Here is a 23,249-nt window from a genome sequence, read left to right as displayed (position 1 = left end):
GGGGTTCAGCTGACGGTCTGCTTCTCGCGGAGCTCCTTGATCTTGGCCTTCTTGCCGCGGAGCTCGCGCAGGTAGTAGAGCTTCGCGCGACGCACGTCGCCGCGGGTCACGACCTCGATGCGGTCGATCACCGGGCTGTTGAGCGGGTACGTCCGCTCCACGCCGACGCCAAAGCTGATCTTGCGGACCTTGAAGGTCTCCCGCAGGCCACCGCCCTGGCGGCTGATCACGACGCCCTGGAAGACCTGGACGCGGGAGCGGTTGCCCTCGACGACCCGGGCGTGGACCTTGAGCGTGTCCCCGGCGCGGAAGTCGGGAATGTCGGTGCGCTGCGACTGGGCGTCGAGATCGTCCAGCGTGTTCATCGCTGCATCCTTGTGCTACTCAATGCGCACCGGGAGTTCGATGCGCGAATGGGTGATTCTGATCTCCCCGGACTGCTGCCATCCCGAACTGCTAGGCAGCCTGCTGGGAAGATCCTCGTCCATCCGCCACGGCGTGGGGACGAACGGCAACCTCCCTACTTTGCCACACCCGGCCCCGGGATCCGAAATCCGCCCTCCTCGAGCGCGGCCCGGTCCTTCTTGTCGAGCTTCTCCGCGGGATAGGCCTCGAACAGGTCGGGCCGCCGGGACGCCGTCCGCAGCAACGACTGCGCCCGCCGCCACCGCGCGATCCGGCCGTGGTCGCCGGAGCGCAGGATCTCCGGTACGTCCAGGCCTCGCCAGGACGCGGGCTTGGTGTAGACCGGCGCCTCCAGCAACCCCGCAGCGTGCGACTCCTCGGTCAGCGAGTCGGCGTTGCCGAGCACCCCGGGCAGCAGGCGCGTGACCGCCTCCAGGATCACGATGACCGCGACCTCGCCGCCGAACAGGACGTAGTCGCCGAGGGAGATCTCGCGGACCGGCATCCGGGTCGTGGCGTCGTCGAGGACCCGCTGGTCGATGCCCTCGTAGCGGCCGCACGCGAAGATCAGATGAGGCAGCGCGGCGAGGGCGGCGGCGTCGGCCTGGGTGAAGGGCTTGCCGACCGGGGACGGCACGACGAGCGTCGCGGCGTCCGTGGTCACCGCGTCGAGCGCCTGGCCCCACGGCTCGGGGCGCATGACCATGCCGGGGCCGCCACCGTACGGGGTGTCGTCGACGGTGCGGTGCACGTCGGAGGTCCACGTCCGCAGATCGTGCACGGACAGGTCGAGGATCCCGGTGCCCCGGGCCTTGCCGACCAGCGACAGGTCCAGCGGCGAGAAGTATTCCGGGAAGATGGAGATGACGTCGACGCGCACGGCGGAGAACCCTCTTAGAGGTCGAGCAGGCCCTCGGGCAGGTCGACGACGACGCGGCCGCCGGCCAGGTCGACGGTCGGCACGATCTGGCTGACGAACGGGATGAGCGCGGTGCCGCCGGCGGCCTTCGTCATGACGATGAGGTCGGAGGCGGGCGCGTGGTCGATGCGGTCGACCACGCCGAGCTCGGCGCCGTCGACGGAGACCACGGACAGCCCGATGAGCTGGTGGTCGTTGAACTCGTCCGGGTCGTCCGGGGGCTCGACCTCGGCGCTGTCGACCTGCAGCAGCACGCCGCGCAGCTCCTCGGCGACGTTGCGGTCGTGCACGCCCTCGAACTGGGCGATGACCCGGCCCTGATGCCAGCGCAGCGACTCGAGGGTCAGCTTGTCCGGCACCTGGTAACGCGCCCCCTGCGGGGCGGCGGTCGCCGGACCGGTGCTCACCCGGCGGTCCCGGGGGACCTCGGTCGTGAACACCGCTCCGGCGACGAATCTCGCCTCTGGCTCATCGGTCCGGACAGTCACGAGGACCTCCCCACGGATGCCGTGGGGCTTACCGATGTGACCGACTACCAGCAGCATCGCGGACGACGATCAGTACGCGTCGACGATGTCGACGCGGATGCCGCGCCCACCGATCGACCCGATGACCTGACGCAGCGCCTTGGCCGTCCGCCCGCCACGCCCGATGACCGTTCCCAGGTCCTCGGGGTGCACACGGACCTCGAGCCGCTTGCCGCGGCGCGAGTCGACCAGCCGCACCCGGACGTCGTCCGGGTTGTCGACGATGCCCTTGACGAGGTGCTCCAGCGCGGGCCGGAGCGCCCCGTCAGCTCGCGTCGGCGCCGGCACCGGCCGGGTCCTCTGCGGTCTCGGCGACGGCCTCGCGGTTGGGCTCGGCCGGGTCGGCGGCCTTGGTCTGCGCCGGCTTGGCCTCGGCGGCCTCGGGCGCGGCGGCGACCTTGGTGGCCTTCTTGGCGGGCTTGGCGGCCGGGGTGTCGGCGACGCCGGCGGCGGCCTTGGCCTCGGCCTCGTACGCGGCCTGGCGGTTGGCCTTCTCCGGCGCGACGAGCAGCGGCGGCGGGGCCGGCAGGCCCTTGAACTGCTGCCAGTCGCCGGTCTTCTCGAGGATGCGCTGCACGGCCTCGCTCGGCTGGGCGCCGACCGAGAGCCAGTACTGCACGCGCTCGCTCTTGACCTCGATGACCGACGGGTCATGCTTGGGCTGGTAGATGCCCACGTACTCGATGGCACGGCCGTCGCGCTTGGTGCGCGAGTCCGCGACGACGATGCGGTACTGCGGGTTGCGGATCTTGCCCATCCGCAGGAGCCGGATCTTTACGGCCACGGTTGTTTCGCTCCTGATGATTACGTGGGTGAGCCGACGGAACCCACGTGGGGATGCGGGACCGATGTCTCTGAACTGGTTAGGTTCGTGGACTGGCGACGCGATCAGGGTTAGAGGGCGCCTCACGCGTGCCGGATACCAGCTAACCATTCTGCCAGACGACTTGCCCGCGCTCCCAATCGGGCCGGAACGGGCTCAGCCGAGCCGCCGCAGCGAGCTGCGCACGCCGTCGCCGAGGGTACGCGCCAGGTCGGCCCCGACGTCACCGGCCACGACCAGCTGCAGGTCGATGGTCAGGTTGGAGTCCCGGGCGGCGACCTGGAAGGAACCGTCGCCGTCCTCCAGCGCGAAGGCCTCTTCGCCGAGGGCCGCCACCTCCCGGACGTCCTTCGGCGCGAAGGAGGACCCGGAGGCCTGGCTGCGGTCCATCGAGAAGAACAGCTGCGCCACGGGCGCATAGGGGTAGCGCGTGACGGTCATCTCACCCATCGCGCGCGGGGTGACGCCGTCAGCGCCGGTGATGGCGAACCGGCAGCGGCGCCGGACTCCCTCACCGGGGGTCTCACCGTCGATGGGGTGGTCCGTGGGCGGGTCGATGGGTCCGGGCAGCGCCTTGAAGATCGGCTGGACGTCCACCGCGGGGCAGATGTCGCCCGCGAACGCCGGGTAGCGGGCCTCGATCAGGCCGCGGCCGACCTCGTAGGCGTAGCCGCAACCGGCGAGGACGAGAAGCAGGGCGAGCCAGGAGAGGGTGCGGCGGGGCGGACGCGAGATCGGGTCCCAGCCGGCCAGCACGTCCGCGGCAACGGGGGATGGTGCGGTCACCCGGGCAGCGTACGGATCTTGGCCGGGCGCCGCTGCCCCGTGGTCAGGGGCGGGGAACGGGCGGGCGGTCCCAGCCCTCGGGCACCAGCGTCAGCACGGGCCACGACGGGTCCGGGCGGAAGTCCGTCCAGGTGCCGTCGAAGGGGAACTCCCCCGCCTCGATCGCCTTGACCACGCGGAGGCCCTCGGCGCGTACGGCGGCCTCGTCGTGGACCCAGTAGTGGCCGGGAAAGGCGAGGCGCTCGGTGAACTCGTCCTCGTCCTTCCACTCCCAGGTGCGGTCCGGGCGGACCACGATGTCGAGGTCCTGGTCGATGACGTCCACGCCGGCGAGGTGCCCGTCGTCCCAGCGCAGGGCGCGCTCCTCCAGGTTCACGTACCAGTTCTTGAAGCGGTCCTCGTCGTCACGGAAGAACCAGACCGAGTGGTCGGCGTCCCGCGGGATGAACTTGAGCAGGCTCGGGCCCTGCCAGGTGGCCGGGACCACGTGATGGCTCAGCCCGATCCACTCGGCGAACGGCATGTCGCGGATGCCGCGGCCGTCGGTCGCCATCTCGAGGACCACCGCCGAGCCGCGGGCCAGCCAGAGCAGCAGCCCGCGCTCGTCGTCGGAGATCACCCGGCAGGGGCGTACGGACGCGAGCCGCGGCCCGTCGATGTTGCGGTAGAGGACCGTGCGGCCCGGGGCGAACATCAGTACGCGCGGGCCAGGATCGCCTGCACGTCCGGCTCGTCGTCGGACTCGGGCACGAACCCGTCGGGGCGCAGCAGGCAGCGGACGGTGACCGCCTTGCCGTTCGCCTCGGCCTCGCCCTCGGTGCCGACCGCGGACCACGGCACCCTGGCCCAGCCGGTCTGGGCGGCCTCGATGGCCTCGCCCAGGGTCTTCACGTCGACCGTGCGCTCCTCGCGGTGCGCCAGCGCGGCGTCGAACAGCCGCTGCTGGTCCTCGTCGAGGGCCCGGGTCACCAGGCTCACGACCTCGGCGAGCGCCACCGGGGTCTTGGTGCCGTCGACCCGCCGGGCCACCACGGCGTTGCCGGCGGCCAGGTCGCGGGGACCCACCTCGATGCGCACCGGGATGCCCTGCAGCTCGGCGTCGACCGCCCGGCGCCCGAACGGCACGTCGGCGCGGTCGTCGAGCTTCACCCGTACGCCCGCGGCCTTGAGCTCGTCGCGCAGCTTGGCCGCCGCCTCGGTGACACCCTCGCCGGCCTTGACCACCATGACCTGGGCCTGCACCGGCGCCAGCCGGGGCGGCAGCCGCAGCCCGCTGTCGTCGCCGTGCACCATGATCAGGCCGCCGATCATGCGGGTGGTGCTGCCCCACGAGGTGGTCCAGGCGTGCTCGACGGCGCCGGCCTGCGACGTGTACGTGATGTCGAACGCCTTGGCGAAGTTCTGCCCGAGCTCGTGCGAGGTGCCCATCTGCAGGGCCTTGCCGTCGCCCATCATGGCCTCGAGGGTCATGGTGTTGGTGGCGCCGGCGAAGCGCTCGCCCTTCGTCTTGCGGCCCGGGACGACCGGGATGGCCAGCAGGCTCACCATGAAGTCCTCGTAGACCGAGTGCAGGATGCGGCGCGCGTAGTCGCGGGCGTCCTGCTCGGTGGCGTGCGCGGTGTGCCCCTCCTGCCAGAGGAACTCGGTGGTGCGCAGGAACGTGCGCGGCCGCAGCTCCCAGCGCACCACGTTGGCCCACTGGTTGAGCAGCAGCGGCAGGTCACGGTACGAGTCGATCCACTTGGCCATGAACTCGCCGAAGATCGTCTCGCTGGTGGGGCGCACCACGATCGGCTCGGCCAGCTCCTTGCCGCCGGCGTGGGTGACCACCGCGAGCTCCGGCGAGAAGCCCTCGACGTGCTGCGCCTCGCGGCTCAGGTAGCTCTCCGGGATGAACAGCGGGAAGTACGCGTTCTGCGCGTCGGCTTCCTTGATCCGGGCGTCCATCTCGGCCTGCATGCGCTCCCAGATCGCGTACGCCGCCGGGCGGATCACCATCGTGCCGCGGACCGGGCCGTTGTCGGCCATCCGCGCCTTGGCGATGAGGTCCTGGTACCAGCGGGGGAAGTCCTCCGCACGGGGAGTGAGCACGCGAGCCATGAGGCAGCATCCTAGCCGCGTCCCCCGCAACCATCGGGGCGGGCATCCCGTGTCCTGTGGATGAGAGGCGGTGCTCATGACACCAGGAACGGAGGACGCGTTCGACGCGTTCTACCGCGACACGTCCCGGCGCCTGCTGCGGTACGCGTACGGCCTGACCGGCGACCCCGGCGAAGCCCAGGATCTGGTGCAGGAGGCGTACGCGCGGGCGTGGCAGCGGTGGCGGCGGCTGTCGGCGTACGAGGACCCGGAGGCGTGGCTGCGGCTCGTGGTGAACCGGCTGTCGACGGACCGGTGGCGGCGGCTGGGCGTACGGCGTACCCACCCGGTGAACGTGCCCGCCCCGGTCGCCCCGCCGTCGGAGGACACCGTGCTGCTGGTCCGGGCCATGCGCACACTGCCCGCGGCGCACCGGCGCGCGCTCGCCCTGCACTACCTGCTCGACCGCTCGGTGGCCGACATCGCCGCCGAGACCGGGGCGTCGACGGGCACGGTGAAGTCGTGGCTGGCCCGCGGCCGGGCCGGCCTCGCCGTCGCGCTCGGGGCCGCACCCGCCGTACCCGAAGGAGCGCCCAATGCCCGCTGACCTGGACCAGATGTTCGCGGCGCTCGGCCGCGACGCCGACGCCGTGCCGCTGGCCGCTCCGGAGGCCGCACGACGCCGCGGCCTGGAGCGCAGCCGCACGCGGGCGCTGGGGGCGGCGGTCGCGGTGGTCGCCGCGCTCGGGGCCGGCGCGGGTGTCTCGGCGCTGCGCGACGCCGGCCCCGCACCGGTCGCTGTGAGCCGTGGCGGCCCGCTCGCCGAGGTCGGTTCACCCCTCGCGTACGCCTCTCCCGCGCGCATCACCCTGACCGCGGTCGACGCCGCCCGGGCGTACGCGGGCTGGGAGGACCGCTCCGGCGGCATCCACGTGGCCGGCGCTGACCTGCACACCGGGGCCCCCGCCTGGCCGGAGCGCTCGCTGGGCCGGTTCGCGGGGCTCGGCGCGCTGGTGGCGGTGCCGCAGGCGGTGGTGGTGACGGTGGAGAACGGCGGCGACCTGACCGGGAAGCGGTCGGCGTACGTCCTCGACCCGCTGTCGGGCCGCGAGCGCTGGCATGTCTCCTTCACCGCCGCGGACGACGTCCTCTACACCGGGCAGGGGCTCGTCACGGTGTCGGCGCGGACCGGCCTGACCCGGGCGTTCGACTGGGTGACCGGCTCGGACCGCTGGACGGCGTCCCCGGCGGCCGACCCCGTCGTGCGCACGATCGTCATGTCCACGCCCGGCGAGGTCCTGGTTCAGCTGACCCAGGGGCGGTCCCTGCTGGTCCGGGACCTGGGTACCGGCGAGGTGATCCGGACGCTGCCCGCCGCGCCGCGCCCGGAAGCCCACCTGGTCGCCGACGGCCGCATGCTCTACAGCGCGGACAACTCCGGGAGCTCGTACGGTGTCCGGGCCATCGACGTGACCAGCGACCTGCCGTCCCGGACGATCTTCACGGGGCCGCAGCAGCGGCAGGTGACCGGCCTGGCGATGTGCGGCACGCTGCGGCTGTGCCTGCTCGACGGCTCCGACGCCGGCGGCGAACCGTTCCTGCCGGACGGCACGAACACCGCCCTCACCGCCCTGCACCTCCCGGACGGGCTCAAGGCCTGGCGGATGGCCGCACCCCACGCCGCGCAGACGATCGAGGCGCGCGACGGCCGGATCCTCGTCGGCGGCGGCGAGGGCGGGTACGCGCTCCACGACGCGCAGGGCAACCGGGTGTGGCGCGACATGGCGCCGGCCGGTTGGCTCACCGACGACATGCTGGTCACCCTCCCGGCCAGCGGTGTGCTGAGCACGGTGACGGCCGCCGACGGCCGGGTACGGGCCCTGGGATCCGTACCGGTGGATCCGGGAACGTGCGCGCGTACGGCCGACCGGCTCGCCTGTGCGACCCCGACGAGCCTGCGGCTGTGGGAGCTGCCGGGCTAGCGGACGACGCGGCCCTTCAGGACGATCCGGCGCGGCTCGCGGACCACGCGCAGGTCGGTGCGCGGGTCCTCGGCGTAGACGACCAGGTCCGCGAGGCCGCCCTCCACCAGCCCGGGGAACCCGAGCCATGCGCGGGCCCGCCACGAGGCCGCGGCGAGGACGTCCTCGGCGGGGATGCCGGCCTCGTGCAGCAGCAGCATCTCCTCGGCGGCGAGGCCGTGCCGGATGCTCCCGCCCGCGTCGGTGCCCACGTAGATCGGGACCCCGGCCTCGTGCGCGGCGGCCACCACCGACGGGAACCGGTCGCGCAGGGCGATCATGTGGTCGGCGTACCCGGGGAATTTGGTCCGGGCCTGATCCGCGATGCCGCCGAAGGTCCGGATGTTGATCATCGTGGGCACCAGCGCGGTCTCCCGCCGGGCCATCTCGTCGATCAGGTCGAGCGACAGCCCGGTGCCGTGCTCCACCGAATCCACGCCGGCCCGCACCATCTGCGCCACGGCCTCCTCGGAGAACGTGTGCACGGCGGCCCGCGCCCCGGCGGCGTGCGCGGCCTCCACCGCGGCGGCCATCGTCGCGGCATCCCACGAGGGTGCCAGGTCACCGGCGGACCGGTCGATCCAGTCGCCGACGAGCTTCACCCAGCCGGTGCCGGCCTTCGCCTGCGCGGTGACGGTGTCCACCACGTCGGCGGCGTCCACCTCGATGCCGATGTCGCGCAGGTAGCGCCGGGTCGGCGCGACATGCCGGCCGGCCCGCACCAGACGCGGGATCTCCGGCTCGTCGTCCAGCTCCGGATACGGGTACGGCGACCCGGCGTCGCGCAGCGCCAGCACCCCGGCGTCCCGGTCCTTGGCGGCCAGCTCACGGGCCTCGTCGACGCTCTCGATGGGCGTGGCGCCGTACCGGATGCCGAGGTGGCAGTGGGCGTCCACGAGACCGGGCACGATCCAGCCCTCGGCGGCGACGGTCTGCGCCCCGGCGACCGGCTCGTACGTCACCCGGTCGCCGACCAGCCACAGGTCCCGGAGCTCACCCTCGGGCAGGACGACGCCGCGCACATGCAAAGCCATGCGTCAGTCCTACCGGATGAGCGGTCACTCGCGCTCGCGGGAGCGCATCCGATCACGGTGCTCGGTCCACGCCCGCAGGTCCAGGGCGACCTCCCACCATCAGGTCACCCGGGCAGTTGCGGGCGAGCGGTGCAGAGCTGTGGTCACGGCATCCTCCCCATGCAGACGCCGTGACCCCACCGTACTACTGACTGGTTGTCGCGCGACGTCAGCGCTTGTCGTCGTCGCGCTTCGGGTTGGAGAGCTTGTTGAAGTCGAGTTTCGGAAGCTTGAACCCCGGCGGCATCCCCTGGCCGCCGGCCAGCGCGCTGGGGTCCATGCCCGGCGGGAGCTGCGGCATGCCGCCCGGGAAGCCCGCCGGCATGCCGGCGCCGCCCACGCGGGGCCGGTTGCCACCCTTGGTGCCCTTGCGCTTGTTCTTGGGGCTCTTGGTGGCCTTGCGCCGCCCGGCGCCCGGCAGGCCCATCATGCCGCCCATCTGCTTCATCATCTTCTGCGCGTCGGCGAAGCGGTTGAGCAGCTGGTTGACGTCCATGACGGTCACGCCGGAGCCGTTGGCGATGCGGGCTCGGCGGGAGCCGTTGATGATCTTCGGGTTGGTGCGCTCGCCGGGGGTCATCGACCGGATGATCGCGGTGACCCGGTCGAAGTGGCTGTCGTCGAGCTCGGCCAGCTGGTCCTTCATCTGGCCCATGCCCGGCATCATGCCGAGGATGTTGGCGATCGGGCCCATCCTGCGCACCGCGATGAGCTGGTCGAGGAAGTCCTCCAGGGTGAACTGCTCGCCACCGAGCAGCTTGGAGGTCATCTTCTCCTTCTGATCCTCGTCGAAGGCCTGCTCGGCCTGCTCGATGAGGGTCAGCACGTCGCCCATGCCGAGAATGCGGCTGGCCATCCGGTCGGGGTGGAAGACGTCGAAGTCCTCGAGCTTCTCGCCCGTGGACGCGAAGAGGATCGGCTGGCCGGTCACGTGCCGCACCGACAGGGCCGCGCCGCCGCGGGCGTCGCCGTCGAGCTTCGACAGGACCACGCCGGTGATGCCGACGCCGTCGCGGAAGGCCTCGGCCGTGGTGACCGCGTCCTGGCCGACCATCGCGTCGATGACGAAGACGACCTCGTCGGGGTCGACCGCGTCGCGGATGTCGCGGGCCTGCTGCATCATCTCGGCGTCGATGCCGAGGCGGCCGGCGGTGTCGACGATGACGATGTCCTTGGCGGTGCGCTTGGCGTGCTCGATCGAGTCGCGGGCCACCTGGACCGGGTTGCCGACGCCGTTGCCGGGCTCGGGGGCGTACACGTCGACGCCGGCCCGGCCGGCCAGGACCTGGAGCTGGTTGACCGCGTTGGGCCGCTGCAGGTCGGCCGCGACCAGCAGAGGCTGGTGGCCCTGGCCCTTGAGCCAGCGCGAGAGCTTGCCGGCGAGCGTGGTCTTACCGGAACCCTGCAGGCCGGCCAGCATGATCACGGTCGGCGGCTGCTTCGCGAACTGCAGCCGCCGCCCCTCGCCGCCGAGGATGCCGATGAGCTCCTCGTGGACGATCTTGATGATCTGCTGGGCGGGGTTGAGCGCCTGCGAGACCTCCGCCCCGCGGGCGCGTTCCTTGAGGTTGGCGATGAACGCCTTGACCACCGGCAGCGCGACGTCCGCCTCGAGCAGCGCGAGACGGATCTCGCGCGCGGTGGCGTCGATGTCGGCGTCGGTGAGCCGCCCCTTGCCCCGGAGCTTGGTGAAGATCCCGGAGAGGCGGTCGCTCAAGGTGTCAAACACGGCACAACTTCCCGTTGGTCGGTGGGGAGGAGATGCCAGCAAGCCTAGCCGCCCGCCGGAACCCTCACCGGTTGCGCATCCGGTACGTCTTCGCCGCAGCCTCGATCCGCCGCTGGGTCCGGGTGCCCGGGGCGAGCCCCTTCTTCGCCCTGCCGTACAGGTAGACGCCGCCGCCGACCACGATCGCGCCCACGACCAGGTACGAGAGCGCGCCCATCAGCGCGTGCAGGAGCGCTATCGCGACCCAGCCCACGACGACCACTCCGGCGATCATCGCCACCAGATATGCCACTGCCTTGCCCATGTCGTCCTCCTCGGGGTGCCCGTTGTCCACCATGCGCCCCGCACGCAAGCCGGCGCATCAGGGCGGCCCCGTAGGGGTGGGACCCGGCCGTTCCGCCGCGCCGCCCGGGGAAACCGCGGTATACCGCTGATATCAGGCGTTACTCGGCATAGCACAGATGTCCGGAAAGCCCACATCGACCGCAACCAACCGGCAGATCCCTCCGTTGAGGCACAGGAACCGGGCGGCTGACCGATCGGCCCCGAACGACATCCGGCGGAAGGACGAGCTCGTGCCTCTACGGCGGATCCTGCGAATGGCGCCCTGGGAGGTCCGCTCCCGCGTCCTGCGCAGCATGCAGTACCGGGTGCTCCCCCACATCGCCGAAGAACGGCGCCTCAGCGTGGCGCGCAGGCTCGTGCTGCTGTCCCCCCCACCGCGGCTGCCCTTCACCCGGCGGCGGGACGACGGGACGACCATGCGCGTCCGTACGGCCCGGGGCCGCGTGACCGCTCACCGTGACCCGGCGGCCAGCCCGGTGGGCGTACGCCGGCAGAACCTCGACCGGGTCGTCGCCGCGCTCGACGAGGCCGGCATCGAGTGGTTCCGCATCCCCACCCGGGCGTTGCGCACCACCGCGGTGGCCGTACGCGCCACCGACCGCCCCGCCGTCGCCCGGCTGCTCGAGGACCTGACCGCCACCACCGAGGGCCGGCTGGACGTCGTGAAGCCGCGCCGGGCGAAGAAGGCCGGCGCTGCGGACGTGGTGAAGGTGTCCTGGCCGGTCACCGACCCGGACGGCAGCCTGGTGCTCGGCACCGACTTCGGGTGCGAGGTGGAGTTCTGGACCGAGCGGGACGGCATGCTCGCCGGGCCGCGGCGCAACCCGATCGCCGACGTCATCGCCCTCGACGAGCCGGTGGTGGACGCCCCCGAGCCGGCGTTCGGCCCGTTCAGCTCGCCGGCCGACCGGACCCCGTACCGGACCCGGCAGATCTTCACGCTGCCCAGCCCGGACCGGATCGGCTTCCCGATCGACGTGGTCTACACCTGGGTCGACGGCGGCGACCCGCAGTGGCAGGCCCGCAAGGCCGCCGCGCTCGCGGAGAACGGGTGGCTGGACGAGGCCAGCAAGCTCGCCTGCAACGACGCCCGGTACACCTCGCGGGACGAGCTGCGCTACTCGCTGCGGTCCCTGCACTGCTTCGCGCCCTGGGTGAACCACATCTACCTGGTCACCGACGATCAGGTGCCGGACTGGCTGGACACCGCGCACCCGGGGATCACCGTGGTCAGCCACCGGGAGATCTTCGGCGGTACCGGCCGGCTGCCCACCTTCAACTCCCAGGCGATCGAGTCGCGGCTGCACCGCATCCCCGGCCTGAGCGAGCACTTCCTCTACCTCAACGACGACGTGTTCCTGGGCCGGCCGGTCACGCCGGACCTCTTCTTCACCCCCGGCGGCCTGACCCGCTTCTTCCCGTCGAACGCCCAGGTCGACTCCGCCCCGCGCCGCCCCGACGACCCGCCGGCGGACTCGGCCGGCAAGAACAACCGGGAGCTCATCCGTACGGCGTTCGGCCGGGTGCTGACCCGCAAGATGATGCACACCCCGCACCCGTCCCGGCGCAGCGTCATCGCCGAGATCGAACAGCGCTTCGGCGAGTACGTCGAGGCCACCGCCTCGCACCAGTTCCGCCACCCCGACGACATCTCGTTGCTGTCGTCGCTGCAGCAGTACTACGCCTACCTGACCGGGCGGGCGGCGCCGGGGACGATCGCGTACGCGTACGCGAACCTGGCCAGCCCGTCGACCCCGTTCCGGCTCGCCGGCATGTTGCGCCACCGCAACCTCGACGCGTTCTGCCTCAACGACACCGACTCCGACGCGGCCATCGCGGCCGAGCAGGCGGCGCTGCTCAACGAGTTCCTGCCCGCGTACCTGCCGTTCGCCTCGCCGTACGAGCTGAGCGGCCCGCGCCGCGCGCCCGCCGCCGTCCTGACCCAGGTCGACCGTGGCCCGGCCCTCGCATCCGAGCGGGCGCCGGAGATCGCCGTGCCGGCCCAGCCGGCCGGCGGTCCGGCCGCCACCAATTCGCCCGTCGCCTGACGGGCCCTGCAAAGGAGAACTTCTCTCGTGAGCTTCGACGTCGTCATCCTCGGCCTCGGGTACGTGGGGCTGCCGCTCGCGCAGCAGGCCACCCGGGCCGGCATGTCCGTGCTCGGCTTCGACGTCAACCCGGCCGTGGTCGAGGCGCTCGCCGCCGGCCGGTCGCACGTCGACGACCTGTCCGACGCCGACGTGGCCGAGATGGTGGCCGGCGGGTTCCGCACCACCTCCGACGAGGCCCGGATCGCCGAGGCGGGCACCGCGGTCATCTGCGTGCCGACGCCGCTGGCCGAGGGCGACGGGCCGGACCTGCGGGCCGTCACCGGCGCGACCGAGGCGGTCGGCCGCAACCTGCGGCCCGGCATGCTGGTCGTGCTGGAGTCCACCACCTACCCGGGTACGACCGACGACGTCGTACGCCCGCTGCTGGAGAAGCTGTCCGGCCTCACCGCCGGCGTCGACTTCCACGTCGCGTTCTCGCCGGAGCGCATCGACCCGGGCAACGAGCGGTTCGGCGCGCACAACACCCCGAAGGTCGTCGGCGGGTACACCTCCGCGTGCACGGACCGGGTGGAGGCGTTCTACGGCCGGTTCATCCAGACCGTCGTGCGCACCCGCGGCACCCGCGAGGCGGAGACGGCGAAGCTGCTGGAGAACACGTACCGGCACGTGAACATCGCGCTGGTCAACGAGATGGCCCGGTTCTGCCACGAGCTGGGCATCGACCTGTGGGACGTCATCCACGCCGCGTCCACCAAGCCGTTCGGCTTCCAGGCCTTCTACCCCGGCCCGGGTGTGGGCGGCCACTGCATCCCGATCGACCCGAACTACCTGAGCCACAACGTCCGCAGCAAGCTCGGCTACCCGTTCCGCTTCGTCGAGCTCGCGCAGGAGATCAACGCCACGATGCCGGCGTACGTGGCCCGCCGCGCGCAGAACCTGCTCAACGCCGACGGGGTGGCCGTGCACGGCGCGAAGATTCTGCTGCTCGGGGTCACGTACAAGCCGAACATCGCCGACCAGCGCGAGTCGCCGGCCACCCCGCTGGCCCGTCAGCTCGCGTCGCTGGGTGCGGTGCTGACGTTCCACGACCCGTACGTCACCGAGTGGGGCGTGCCGCGCACCGACGACCTGGAGGGCGCCGCCGCGGCCGCCGACCTGGTGATCCTCGTGCAGCACCACCGCGAGTACGACGCCGACCACCTGGCGGGCATCGCCAAGCGCTTCTTCGACACCCGGGGCGTCACCACCAGCCGGGAGGCGCACCGGCTGTGACCGAGATGAGCATCGCGCCCGCCGCGGTCCCTCAGCACCGCGCCGGCAAGCACGCGGCAGGGGCACGGGCGCGTACGCCGGTCGCGCCGGCCAGGCCTCCCCGGCACCGCCGTGACATCGAAGGGCTGCGCGCGGTCGCGGTGCTCCTCGTGGTCGCGTACCACTGTGGTCTGCCCTTGATCTCCGGCGGTTACGTCGGCGTCGACGTCTTCTTCGTCATCTCCGGCTTCCTCATCACCGGGCTGCTGCTGCGCGAGGCGCGCGGCAGCGGCACGGTGTCCATCCCGCGCTTCTACGCCCGCCGGGCGCTGCGACTGCTGCCCGCCTCGACGGTCGTGGTCGTCGCGACGGTGACGGCGTCCGCGCTGTGGCTTCCGCCGCTGCGGCTGAGCGGGATCCTCTCCGACGCCCTGCACACCACGATGTACGCGATGAACTACCGGCTCGCGGCCGTCGGCACCGACTACCTGAACGCCGACGCGGAACCCTCGCCGCTGCAGCACTTCTGGTCGCTCGCGGTGGAGGAGCAGTTCTACCTCGTGTGGCCGCTGCTGATCCTGCTGTTCGTCCGCAGTGGCCGCGCGCGGCGGCTCGGCACGGTGCTGTCGGTGCTGACCGTGGGCTCGCTGGCCCTCTCGCTGTGGCAGACGCAGCACAACGCCGGGTGGGCGTACTTCGGGGCGCACACCCGCGCCTGGGAGCTGGGCGCCGGCGCGCTGCTCGCGGTCGGCGCGGTGAAGCTGCCGCGCTCCTTCGTCCCGGCCGGGCTCGCCGCCATCGCCGTCTCCGCCGTGCTGTACACCGCCGAGACGCCGTTCCCGGGGTACGCGGCCGTGCTGCCCGTGCTCGGCGCCGCCGCGGTCATCGCCGGTGGCACCGGCCGGCCGGCGGGAGTGCTGGGCCTGCCGGCGCTCCAGGCGATCGGGCGGCTCTCGTACTCGTGGTACCTCTGGCACTGGCCGGTGCTGCTGATCGCGCCGTACGCGGTGGGCCGTCCGCTGGCCTCCTGGGAGAACGTGCTCGCCGCGATCGGTGCGCTGGCGCTGGCGGCGCTGACGTACGCGCTCGTGGAGAACCCCGTACGCCACCTGGCCGTCCTGCAGAACCGGCCGTGGCGCGGCATCGGCGTGGGCCTCGGGCTCTCGCTGCTCGCCGCCGGGCTCTGCTTCGCCATCACGGTGTCCGCCACGCACCTGGGCGGGACGAGCAATTACCGCGCCGCCGCGCTGAATCCCGCCACGTTCGACCCCGGCGACCTGTCCGCCGCGATCGCGGCGAGCGTGAACGCCCCAGCGGTGCCCGCGAACCTGACGCCCCCGCTGGACAAGGCGATGAAGGACAAGCCGCGCTACTACAGCGAGGGCTGCTCCCAGGCCTTCGACGACCCGACGGTCAAGAAGCCCTGCGCGTACGGCGACCTCAGCTCCCCCACCACGGTCGTGCTGTTCGGCGACTCCCACGCCGGGCACTGGTTCCCGGCGCTGGAGGCGGCCTCGCTGCAGCGGCACTGGAAGCTCGTCGTGGTGACCAAGAGCGCGTGCACCGCGGCGGACGGCATGATCTACCTGCCGCAGCTCAAGCGCCAGTTCACCGAGTGCGTCCAGTGGCGCCACGACGCCTGGGACTACGTCCGCTCCCTGCACCCGGCGAAGGTGGTGATGGGCTCGACGTACCCGAGCAACGAGCTGCTCGGGGTGACCGGCTCGCAGGACGACGCCTGGGTCGCCGCGTGGAAGCGGTCGATCCGCGCGGTGTCCGCACCCGGCACGGACGTCTACTTCATCAGCGACACCCCGTGGCAGAACGGGCCCACGCCGGAATGCCTGTCGGCGCACATGGACCGTCCCGCGGAGTGCGGGCGCAGCCGGGTGGGCGCGCTGGCCGAGCCGGTCCGGCGCAGGCTCATCGCGGCGGCCGCGCGGGCCGAGGGCGCGACGGTCATCGACCCGGTGCCGTGGTTCTGCACCGCGACGACCTGCCCGCCGATCGTCGGCGACATCCTGGTGTACCGGGACCAGCACCACATCACCACGGCGTACAGCCGGTTGCTGGCCCCGCAGCTGGGTGCGGCGCTCGCATCGTCCTGACACCCGCGAACACCCGCGTGACGAGGCCCGGCGGTCATCCGCCGGGCCTCTTCGCACCCGTACGGCAACCGGACGGCGACCACTGTCGAGACCGGAGTACGGCAGGCACCCGGGCGGCAACTCTCCCCTCACACCAAGGCACCTGAAACGGCATCAGCGCACCCCACCGGACTTCCGAAGGGAATGGCGTACCTGGCGAACAAGCGCCGGGGCGGAGTTCTCCGAAAGGTTGTCCCGTGCCGAAGACCCTGGTCCGTCGCCTCGCCACCCTCGCGCTGATCCCCGCCGCGGCCCTCGCCGGCCTGGTCACCGTGGCGGCCCCGGCCGAAGCCGCCGTGGTCTCCACCTCCACGCTGCAGACGCAGGTCGTCGCCCTGTCGAACCAGCAGCGGGTCAAGGCCGGCTGCCGGGCGCTGCGGGTGAACGCGAACCTCCTGTGGGCCAGCCGCGGCCACAGCAAGTACATGGCCACCACCGGCGTGTTCAGCCACACCGGCGCGCGCAACTCCACGTTCATCAGCCGTGACCGGGCGGCCGGCTACACCGCTCCGCGCAGCGAGAACATCGCGTGGGGCTACCGCACCGCTGCCGAGGTCGTCAACGCGTGGATGCGCTCGCCGGGTCACCGCGCCAACCTGCTCGACTGTGGCGCCCGTACGTTCGCCGTCGGCGTCGTCTACGCCGCCAACGGCACCCCGTACTACACCCAGGACTTCGGCTCGCGCTGACAAGCCTTTCCCTCCCCCGAAAAAGGCGACCGGCCGGCATGCCCCCGCATGCCGGCCGGTCGTCCTTTTCCGCTCAGGCGGGTACGGCCGCCCCGCTGCGCGAGTACGACATGACCACGTGCCGGCCGAGCCGCTGCGGCTCGGCGGTGAGGCCGGTGACGTTCTCGGTCCATCGGCGTACGGCGTCCTGCTCGTCGGGGCGGTTCGCGTCGTCGAGAACCACCGTGGCCACCGGCGCCAGGCGGTTCTCCAGCGCGTGCATCGCCGGGTACCGCGCGTCGGGCCCGGTGGCCGTCGGCGGGCCGTCGATCAGCAGCAGGTCGATGCCGCGCAGGTCGGCAAGCTTCTCCACGTCGTACCAGCGGTAGCTCTTGCCGTCCACGACGATGTCGCTCAGCGGCGCGGTACGCACCTCGGCCACCCCGGAGAGCCCGTGCGCGTCCAACTGGTCACGGGTACGCCCCGCGTAGTCGGCGTCGTGGTCGAGCGACACCAGCCGGCCGCCGATCTTCTCCAGCGCGTACGCCAGCCACACCGTGGAGGTGCCGCTGCCGAGCTCGACCACCAGCTGCGGGCGGCGCAGCCGCACGATGTGCAGCAACTCCAGCAGGTCCGTCGGGTTCAGCGCGAAATCGCCCGACGACGGCATCGGCGCGCGCGGCGTGAACTCACCGAACAGCTGGAACATCGCCTCGATCTCACGGCTCTGCGCGCGCAGCAGCATGTCGGTGCCGTGGCCGTTCTGCCGCAGCCCGCGGGTGAGGCTGCGGGTCAGCTCCTGGTGCCGGTCGCCGGCGGCGAGCCGTTCCTTCTCCACGGCGGCGACGACGCGGCGCTGCATCTGCTCGACGACGACCCGCAGGTCGCGGTTCGCGGCCTGGTTCGCCCGGTGCAGCCCGCCCATCCACCGCGACAGGTGCAGCACGCCGAGCAGCACGCCCAGCAGCAGCACGGCGACCAGGGACGTGGCGAGGCCCTGGTGCCCGGTGGCGGCCGCGGCCCAGATGCCGGCGACGACCGCCAGCACCACCATGAGGACGACCGCCTGCGGGCGGGTCAGGCTCCGCAGCCGGACCGCCAGCCGGCCACCGACGCTGGTCAGGCCACTCATCTGCGCAGAACCTCCGTTGTTCGCCGTCTTCGACACGTTCCCTAACGGCAGCGACCGCCGCCCGTTACGCCTACGCCGGCTGAGGTTCCGGGAGCCGCTGGGCGGGCGCGACGGTCCGGGGCGCGTGCACCAGGCCGGCGATGCGGTCCACGTACGGCTGGGCGTGGTGGGCCTTCGCCACGACGGCCCGCGCGCGGCGGCTCTGCTCGGCGAAGAGCACCCGGTCCGCGGCGTAGCGCTTCACCAGCCCCGCCACCTCGGACGGAGCACAGTAGACGGCCGCATCGCCGAACATGGCCGCGTGCCGTTCGGGCGTCACCACGACGCACCCCTGCGCGGCCGCCTCCAGGGCCGGCCGGGAGAACGTCTCCACCGCCTCCGGGTGCGGGAAGTGCAGGTAGAAGTCCAGCTGGTGCAGGAACGTCCGCAGGTTCAGGTCCGCTGCCTCGTAGACGAGGTGCGCACGGGGGCCGCCCAGGCTGAAGTCCGTACGCGGCCAGTCCGGCAACCGCAGCCGCACGTCCACCCGGGCCAGGTCGTCGTACACGTACAGCGACTCCCGGGCGTCGCGCGGCCACACCCCCTGGTCGCACAGGTCGGTGCCGACCACGGGCGTGTCCCGGGTGGCGCCGTCGCGGACCGCCGCCCACCGCTCGGTGCCCACGACGGTCGGCATGTCCCACGGCGTCAGCTCGATCCACGGTTCGTCCGCGCGCAGCGCCGAGCGCACCTCGGGGTCCTGTGGGCACCACAACACCGGCGCCTCGAACAGCCGCTCCGCCGTGCGCGTGCACGCCTGCGGCTCGTACCGGTGGTCGAGGCCGTCGCGGCGTACCGGGGCCTGGTCGGCGACGACGAGCACCTGGCGGGGACGCAGCAGGCTTTCGTCACCCGGCGCGAACTGCAGCACCGCGGCGTGCCGCACGATCAGCAGCGCGGCCTCGGCGACGTCGCCGGTGAGCACCTGGTCCACCCGGCCCGCGTTGATCATCTTCTGGATCGGGTCGCACAGCGCGTGCCGGCGCCGCGCGAACGGCCGCCCGGACTCGAGGTGCAGCACGGCGACCCGCAGCCCCCGGTCCGTGAGCGCCCGCATCTCCTCGATCGCGGACAGCTGCGGGCCCTGCAGGAACCGCCAGTCGCCGGCCATCACCACGTCGTACTCCGGCAGCGGCGGCGCCTCGCCCCGGGCGTACCGGAGGTGGCCGGGCGCGGCGAACGGCCGCTCGCCGCCGTCCCGTGGCAGGTGGGGTTTCGCCGCCCGGGCCGCGATGCGGCTGTGCCACTGCTGGTACGCCGACGAGTACGCGACCCGAGCCGGGTGCATCCAGTACGCCCGGATCTCCGACCGCGACAGCGAGCCCTGCGACAGCCGGATCAGCGCGAGCGGCTCGGACTCGACGTGGCGTACCGCCCGTTCGCCGTAGACCGCCCGCATCCGGCCGATGTATTCGGAGTCGGCGGCCTTGCGGACCCGGTCGAAGTAGCCGATCCGGTCCATCACGACCTGGCGGCGGAACATCAGCGACGACGGGTTGAAGCGGCCGCGGCGTACCGCCGGGCGGGTCAGCACGAGATGCTCGGTGACCGCCAGGCCGTCGCTGGTCGTGGCGACGGTGCGGGAGTTCTCGAGCAGCGGCCGGACCTGCAGCTCGAGCCGGCGCGGGTGGGACCAGTCGTCGGAGTCCTGGAACGCGACGAACTCGCCCTCGGCGGCGTCGAGCCCGGCGTTGCGGCCGGCGTACGTGCCCTGGTTGGACGACTGCTTCACCAGCCGGATCCGCGGGCCCAGCGCCACGGCCCGCTGCAGCACCTCGTCGAACTCCGGCGGCGAGGCGTCGTCGACGATGATCACCTCGACGTTGCGCCAGGACTGGGCGAGGATCGACCGGACCGCGGTGATCAGGCCCTCGTCGGGGTGGAACGCCGTGACGATCACGGAGATCCGGTGCGGCTCCTCGACGGGTGCGGCCTCGGCGGCGGCCGTCAGCCGGTCGAACGGAGGCAGGCCGTTCGCCGGCTCGAGCGCCGGGTACGGCCTCGGCATCAGCCGCTGGAACGCGGCGAGCCACGGCGCCACGGGCACGCCGTCGTCGCCGGTGAACGGGTTGGCCACGTCCATCTCGAGGTCCGTGCGGATGGCCGCGCTGATGTCCGGGTACGCCGCCAGCAGCTCGCGGGCCGCCGCGGCACCCCGCCACGTGTACGTCAGCTGGGCGTGCAGCCCCTGGTGGGCGCCCGGGACGGCCGGGGCCCCGAGCGCGGTACGGACCAGCTCGTACAGGGCCAGCGCGTCGTCGCGGTCGCCGGGCAGCATGTCCTGCAACGCGATGGTCTGAGCCAGCCCGGCGATCACGGACGGGCGGACGTCGGCGCGGATCCGCCGCAGCCACTCGGTGTCACCGCCACGCGCGGCCGCCAGCAGCTCCTCGTACGTGGTCCCGGTGTCCCGCAGCGCCGTGTACCCCAGCAGCCGCCGCATCTCCAGCGACCGCAACCGGATCGCGACCGGCGGCACGGCCCGCTGTACGTGGTACCGGGCGACCCTCAGGTAGTCGTCGAGCAGACCGGCTGGATCCCCCATGCGGCAACAGACCTCTTCGCTACGCCCTTCAATGACATAGGGGGCAACGCCTGCGACCCGCGGGAGGTGACGAGGTTTTCAGACCACGCCCAGCACTGCCGCCTCGACCCTCGCCCGTTCCGCCTCGTCCGCCCAGGCTCCGACGAGGTAGAACGCGTCCACCACGTCACCGCCCAGCGTGGAGATCCGCGCGGCGCGGACCTCGGCGCCGGCGTCGTCGAGCGCCGTGGCCACGCGGTACAGCAGCCCCGAGGAGTCGGGTGCGCGCAGTTCCAGCACGACGGCGTCGGTCGCGGCCTCGCGCAGCCACACCACGCGCGGTGCCGCGCCGGCCCGGTCGGACTTCGCCCGGGCGCGCAGCCGCTGGGTCACGGACACGTCCCCCACGGCCACCCGGCGCAGGTCCGCGGCGAGCGCCACCGGGTCGGCCGGGGAGCCGTACCGGGGCTGGGTGGTGAACTCGACGATGGCGCGGCCGTCCACCGAGCACGCGTCCGCCGCGACCACGTCGAGGCGGTGCAGGGCCAGGCACGCCGCCACGCTGCCGAGCAGGCCCCGGCGGTCGGCCGCGGCCACCGCGACCCGGTCGCCCTCGAGGTGTACGGCGGGCAGGTCGCCCTCGAGCAGCTCGGGGTCGGGCTGGGGCGGTGCGGGCAGGGCACCCGTGTCGAGCGCGGTGTGCACCCGGCGGACGAGTTCCTCGATCAGCCGTCCCTTCCAGTCCGACCAGGCCGCGGGGCCGGTGGCGTGCGAATCGGCCCGGGCCAGCGCGTGCAGCAGATCCAGGGTGCCGGTGTCGCCGACGGCCCCGGCCACTGTCGAGATCGTCACCGGGTCGCTCAGGTCCCGCCGGGTCGCGATGTCGGGCAGCAACAGGTGCAGCCGGACCAGCTTCTCCACCGTGGCCACGTCGGCGGGCGGCAGGCCGATGCGGGTGGCGATGTCGGCGGCGATCGGGGCGCCCACGGTGCTGTGGTCGCCGGGCAACCCCTTGCCCACGTCGTGCAGGAACGCGCCGATCAGCAGCAGGTCGGGGCGCTCCACGTCGCGGGCGTACGCGCTGGCCTCGTACGCCGCCTGCACCAGGTGCCGGTCCAGCGTGAAGCGGTGCACGGGGTGGTGCTGCGGGAGGCTGCGCATCCGGGCCCACTCCGGCAGCCAGGCGTCGATCAGCCCGTACCGGTCGCAGGTCTCCCAGGCCGGCAGCAGGCCCGGACCGGACCCCAGCAGCGAGACCAGCGCGGCCCGGGCCGCGGGCGGCCACGGCGTCGGCAGCGGCGGGCAGAAGGCGGCGAGCCATTCGCAGGTGGCCCGGGCGATGGGCAGCCGCACGGTCGCGGCTGCGGCGGCCACCCGCAGCGAGAGCGTGGGATCCGGGACCGGGCCGATCGCGGTCCGGGCGAGCACCAGCTCACCGTCCTGTTCGACCACGTCGCGGGCCACCGGGCGACGGACCGGGCGGCCCTGGGTCACACCGCGGCGGCGGCCGCTGCGCAACCGGTCGGCCGCCCGCCACGCGTCGTCCAGGGCGTGCGCGATCGTCCGGGCGTCCCCGGCGACGCGCCGCAGCAGCGTGTCACCGTCGTCCAGGTCCAGCAGCTCCGCGACCGCGCCGCGTTCCTGCGCGACGAGCCGGTCGACCCGGCGGCCCACGGCCAGGTGCAGGGCGTCGCGCGTGTCCAGCAGGCGCAGGTCGGCCGCGCGCACCGCGGGGCGCAACGTGTCGGCGACCCCGGCCCGGCCGATGCCGCGCAGGATCGTCATGTCGCGCAGCCCGCCGGCGGCCTCCTTGAGATCGCCCTCCAGCAGGAACGCGAGCTCGCCGTGGGTCGCCCACCGCGTCGCGGTGATCTCCTTCAGCTGCGGGAGCAGGCGTACGGCGGTGCGCCGCCACTGGTCCCCGGTGGCCGCGATCAGCTCGGCGGACAGCGCGGCGTCACCGGCGACGTGCCGGGCGTCGAGCAGGCCCAGCGCGACCTTCACGTCGTCGTGGGCCACCGACAGCGCCTCGGGCAGCGTCCGCACCGAGTGGTCGAGGCCCAGCCGGGCGTCCCAGATCGGGTACCAGAGCGCGGCGGCGATCCGGTCGATGCCGGCCGTGCCGTTGTGCAGCAGCACCAGGTCCAGGTCGCTGTACGGCGCGCAGTCGCGCCGGCCCAGCCCGCCCACGGCGACCAGGCTCACGCCGGGCAGGTGGCTGGGGAACATCCGGGCCAGCCACGCATCGAGCGCCGCGGCCCGGTCAGCCCGGGCGGCAGCGCCGATGTGCGTCCTCTGGGTGGCAAGCGGGCCCCCAGACGGCACGCGCGGTACCGCCTGGGGCTCACTGACCATGTAGTTCACTCGTATCCAAGATCAGAGCGCGTCGAGCCCGCGCTCGCCGGTACGGACCCGGACCACGTCGTCGACCGATGTGACCCACACCTTGCCGTCGCCGATCTTGCCGGTCCGGGCGGAGGTGACGACCGCGTCGACGACCTTCTCGACGTCGATCTCGTCCGTGACGACCTCTACCTTGATCTTGGGCAGGAATTCCACGGTGTACTCGGCGCCCCGGTACACCTCCGTGTGGCCCTTCTGCCGTCCGTAGCCCTGTACCTCGCTCACCGTGAGCCCGGCGACGCCCAGTGCGTGCAGCGCCTCCTTCACGGCGTCGAGCTGGTACGGCTTGATGACCGCGGTCACCAGCTTCATGCTCAGTCCCTCCAT

Annotated in this window: 21 protein-coding genes; 6 read left to right on the top strand and 15 right to left on the bottom strand. The window is 72.8% G+C overall.

Going from position 1 to position 23,249, the window contains the following annotated elements; all coding sequences use genetic code 11:
- Nucleotides 1-5: 5 nt before the first annotated feature.
- The 8 genes from rplS to proS form a co-directional block, all read right to left on the bottom strand.
- The gene (gene rplS, locus COUCH_RS08160) at nucleotides 6-365 is read right to left on the bottom strand and encodes a 50S ribosomal protein L19 (RefSeq protein WP_249611468.1); all 360 of its coding nucleotides are present in this window, start codon (nucleotides 363-365) and stop codon (nucleotides 6-8) included.
- Nucleotides 366-520: 155 nt separating this feature from the next.
- A complete protein-coding gene (gene trmD / locus COUCH_RS08155) occupies nucleotides 521-1,285 on the bottom strand; it encodes a tRNA (guanosine(37)-N1)-methyltransferase TrmD (protein WP_249611467.1) in 765 nt (254 codons plus the stop codon).
- A gap of 14 nt (nucleotides 1,286-1,299) precedes the next feature.
- The gene (gene rimM, locus COUCH_RS08150; protein ID WP_249613620.1) at nucleotides 1,300-1,866 is read right to left on the bottom strand and encodes a ribosome maturation factor RimM; all 567 of its coding nucleotides are present in this window, start codon (nucleotides 1,864-1,866) and stop codon (nucleotides 1,300-1,302) included.
- A gap of 15 nt (nucleotides 1,867-1,881) precedes the next feature.
- Complete coding sequence (locus COUCH_RS08145) at nucleotides 1,882-2,139, bottom strand: RNA-binding protein (RefSeq protein ID WP_014447131.1); 258 nt, start codon at nucleotides 2,137-2,139, stop codon at nucleotides 1,882-1,884.
- Nucleotides 2,117-2,635 (bottom strand): 30S ribosomal protein S16, encoded by a 519-nt coding sequence (gene rpsP, locus COUCH_RS08140; protein ID WP_249611466.1) that lies wholly within the window; start codon nucleotides 2,633-2,635, stop codon nucleotides 2,117-2,119. Before rpsP ends, COUCH_RS08145 begins: the two co-directional genes overlap by 23 nt.
- A gap of 195 nt (nucleotides 2,636-2,830) precedes the next feature.
- Nucleotides 2,831-3,460, bottom strand: a complete 630-nt coding sequence (locus COUCH_RS08135) for a hypothetical protein (RefSeq protein WP_249611465.1) — start codon at nucleotides 3,458-3,460, stop codon at nucleotides 2,831-2,833.
- Nucleotides 3,461-3,503: 43 nt separating this feature from the next.
- Entirely contained in the window at nucleotides 3,504-4,157 is a 654-nt protein-coding gene (locus tag COUCH_RS08130; RefSeq protein WP_249613619.1) for a DUF402 domain-containing protein, read from the bottom strand.
- Nucleotides 4,154-5,560, bottom strand: a complete 1,407-nt coding sequence (gene proS / locus COUCH_RS08125; protein ID WP_249611464.1) for a proline--tRNA ligase — start codon at nucleotides 5,558-5,560, stop codon at nucleotides 4,154-4,156. The genes COUCH_RS08130 and proS overlap by 4 nt, the downstream gene beginning before the upstream one ends.
- A 76-nt stretch (nucleotides 5,561-5,636) precedes the next feature.
- Here proS and COUCH_RS08120 point away from each other — a divergent pair, with 76 nt between their 5' ends.
- Nucleotides 5,637-6,146, top strand: coding sequence for a SigE family RNA polymerase sigma factor (locus COUCH_RS08120; RefSeq protein ID WP_249611463.1), 510 nt, complete (start codon nucleotides 5,637-5,639; stop codon nucleotides 6,144-6,146).
- Nucleotides 6,136-7,521 (top strand): PQQ-binding-like beta-propeller repeat protein, encoded by a 1,386-nt coding sequence (locus tag COUCH_RS08115; protein WP_249611462.1) that lies wholly within the window; start codon nucleotides 6,136-6,138, stop codon nucleotides 7,519-7,521. The genes COUCH_RS08120 and COUCH_RS08115 overlap by 11 nt, the downstream gene beginning before the upstream one ends.
- On the opposite strand, the gene COUCH_RS08110 is transcribed toward COUCH_RS08115, so the two are convergent.
- The 3 genes from COUCH_RS08110 to COUCH_RS08100 all read right to left on the bottom strand — a co-directional run bounded on the left by COUCH_RS08110 (nucleotide 7,518) and on the right by COUCH_RS08100 (nucleotide 10,699).
- Nucleotides 7,518-8,594, bottom strand: coding sequence for an amidohydrolase family protein (locus tag COUCH_RS08110; RefSeq protein ID WP_249611461.1), 1,077 nt, complete (start codon nucleotides 8,592-8,594; stop codon nucleotides 7,518-7,520). The genes COUCH_RS08115 and COUCH_RS08110 overlap by 4 nt on opposite strands.
- 208 nt (nucleotides 8,595-8,802) lie before the next feature.
- A complete protein-coding gene (ffh, locus tag COUCH_RS08105; protein ID WP_249611460.1) occupies nucleotides 8,803-10,362 on the bottom strand; it encodes a signal recognition particle protein in 1,560 nt (519 codons plus the stop codon).
- A 64-nt stretch (nucleotides 10,363-10,426) separates the two neighbouring features.
- On the bottom strand, nucleotides 10,427-10,699 hold the full coding sequence (locus COUCH_RS08100; protein ID WP_249611459.1) for a hypothetical protein: 273 nt from the start codon (nucleotides 10,697-10,699) through the stop codon (nucleotides 10,427-10,429).
- Between the two features lie 238 nt (nucleotides 10,700-10,937).
- On the opposite strand from COUCH_RS08100, the gene COUCH_RS08095 reads away from it, so the two are divergent.
- The 4 genes from COUCH_RS08095 (at nucleotide 10,938) to COUCH_RS08080 (ending at nucleotide 16,845) form a co-directional block, all read left to right on the top strand.
- The gene (locus COUCH_RS08095; RefSeq protein ID WP_249611458.1) at nucleotides 10,938-12,755 is read left to right on the top strand and encodes a stealth family protein; all 1,818 of its coding nucleotides are present in this window, start codon (nucleotides 10,938-10,940) and stop codon (nucleotides 12,753-12,755) included.
- A gap of 27 nt (nucleotides 12,756-12,782) precedes the next feature.
- On the top strand, nucleotides 12,783-14,030 hold the full coding sequence (locus tag COUCH_RS08090) for a nucleotide sugar dehydrogenase (protein WP_249611457.1): 1,248 nt from the start codon (nucleotides 12,783-12,785) through the stop codon (nucleotides 14,028-14,030).
- Between the two features lie 5 nt (nucleotides 14,031-14,035).
- A complete protein-coding gene (locus tag COUCH_RS08085) occupies nucleotides 14,036-16,117 on the top strand; it encodes an acyltransferase family protein (protein WP_249611456.1) in 2,082 nt (693 codons plus the stop codon).
- 236 nt (nucleotides 16,118-16,353) lie between these two features.
- Nucleotides 16,354-16,845, top strand: coding sequence for a CAP domain-containing protein (locus COUCH_RS08080; RefSeq protein ID WP_249611455.1), 492 nt, complete (start codon nucleotides 16,354-16,356; stop codon nucleotides 16,843-16,845).
- Nucleotides 16,846-16,918: 73 nt separating this feature from the next.
- Here COUCH_RS08080 and COUCH_RS08075 read toward each other — a convergent pair whose 3' ends face one another.
- The 4 genes from COUCH_RS08075 to COUCH_RS08060 all read right to left on the bottom strand — a co-directional run bounded on the left by COUCH_RS08075 (nucleotide 16,919) and on the right by COUCH_RS08060 (nucleotide 23,234).
- On the bottom strand, nucleotides 16,919-17,956 hold the full coding sequence (locus tag COUCH_RS08075; protein WP_249611454.1) for an O-methyltransferase: 1,038 nt from the start codon (nucleotides 17,954-17,956) through the stop codon (nucleotides 16,919-16,921).
- A gap of 70 nt (nucleotides 17,957-18,026) precedes the next feature.
- Nucleotides 18,027-20,540, bottom strand: coding sequence for a glycosyltransferase (locus tag COUCH_RS08070; RefSeq protein ID WP_249611453.1), 2,514 nt, complete (start codon nucleotides 20,538-20,540; stop codon nucleotides 18,027-18,029).
- A gap of 78 nt (nucleotides 20,541-20,618) precedes the next feature.
- Nucleotides 20,619-22,874 carry a [protein-PII] uridylyltransferase gene (locus tag COUCH_RS08065; protein WP_249611452.1) on the bottom strand — a complete coding sequence of 752 codons (2,256 nt, stop codon included), beginning with the start codon at nucleotides 22,872-22,874 and terminating at the stop codon, nucleotides 20,619-20,621.
- A gap of 21 nt (nucleotides 22,875-22,895) precedes the next feature.
- The gene (locus COUCH_RS08060) at nucleotides 22,896-23,234 is read right to left on the bottom strand and encodes a P-II family nitrogen regulator (RefSeq protein ID WP_170148593.1); all 339 of its coding nucleotides are present in this window, start codon (nucleotides 23,232-23,234) and stop codon (nucleotides 22,896-22,898) included.
- Nucleotides 23,235-23,249: the final 15 nt, after the last annotated feature.

Origin of the sequence: Couchioplanes caeruleus, assembly GCF_023499255.1 — a bacterium.
Lineage (GTDB): Bacteria > Actinomycetota > Actinomycetes > Mycobacteriales > Micromonosporaceae > Actinoplanes > Actinoplanes caeruleus_A.
Note: the sequence above shows the minus strand (reverse complement) of the source record. Positions and strands in the feature narration are given on the sequence as shown.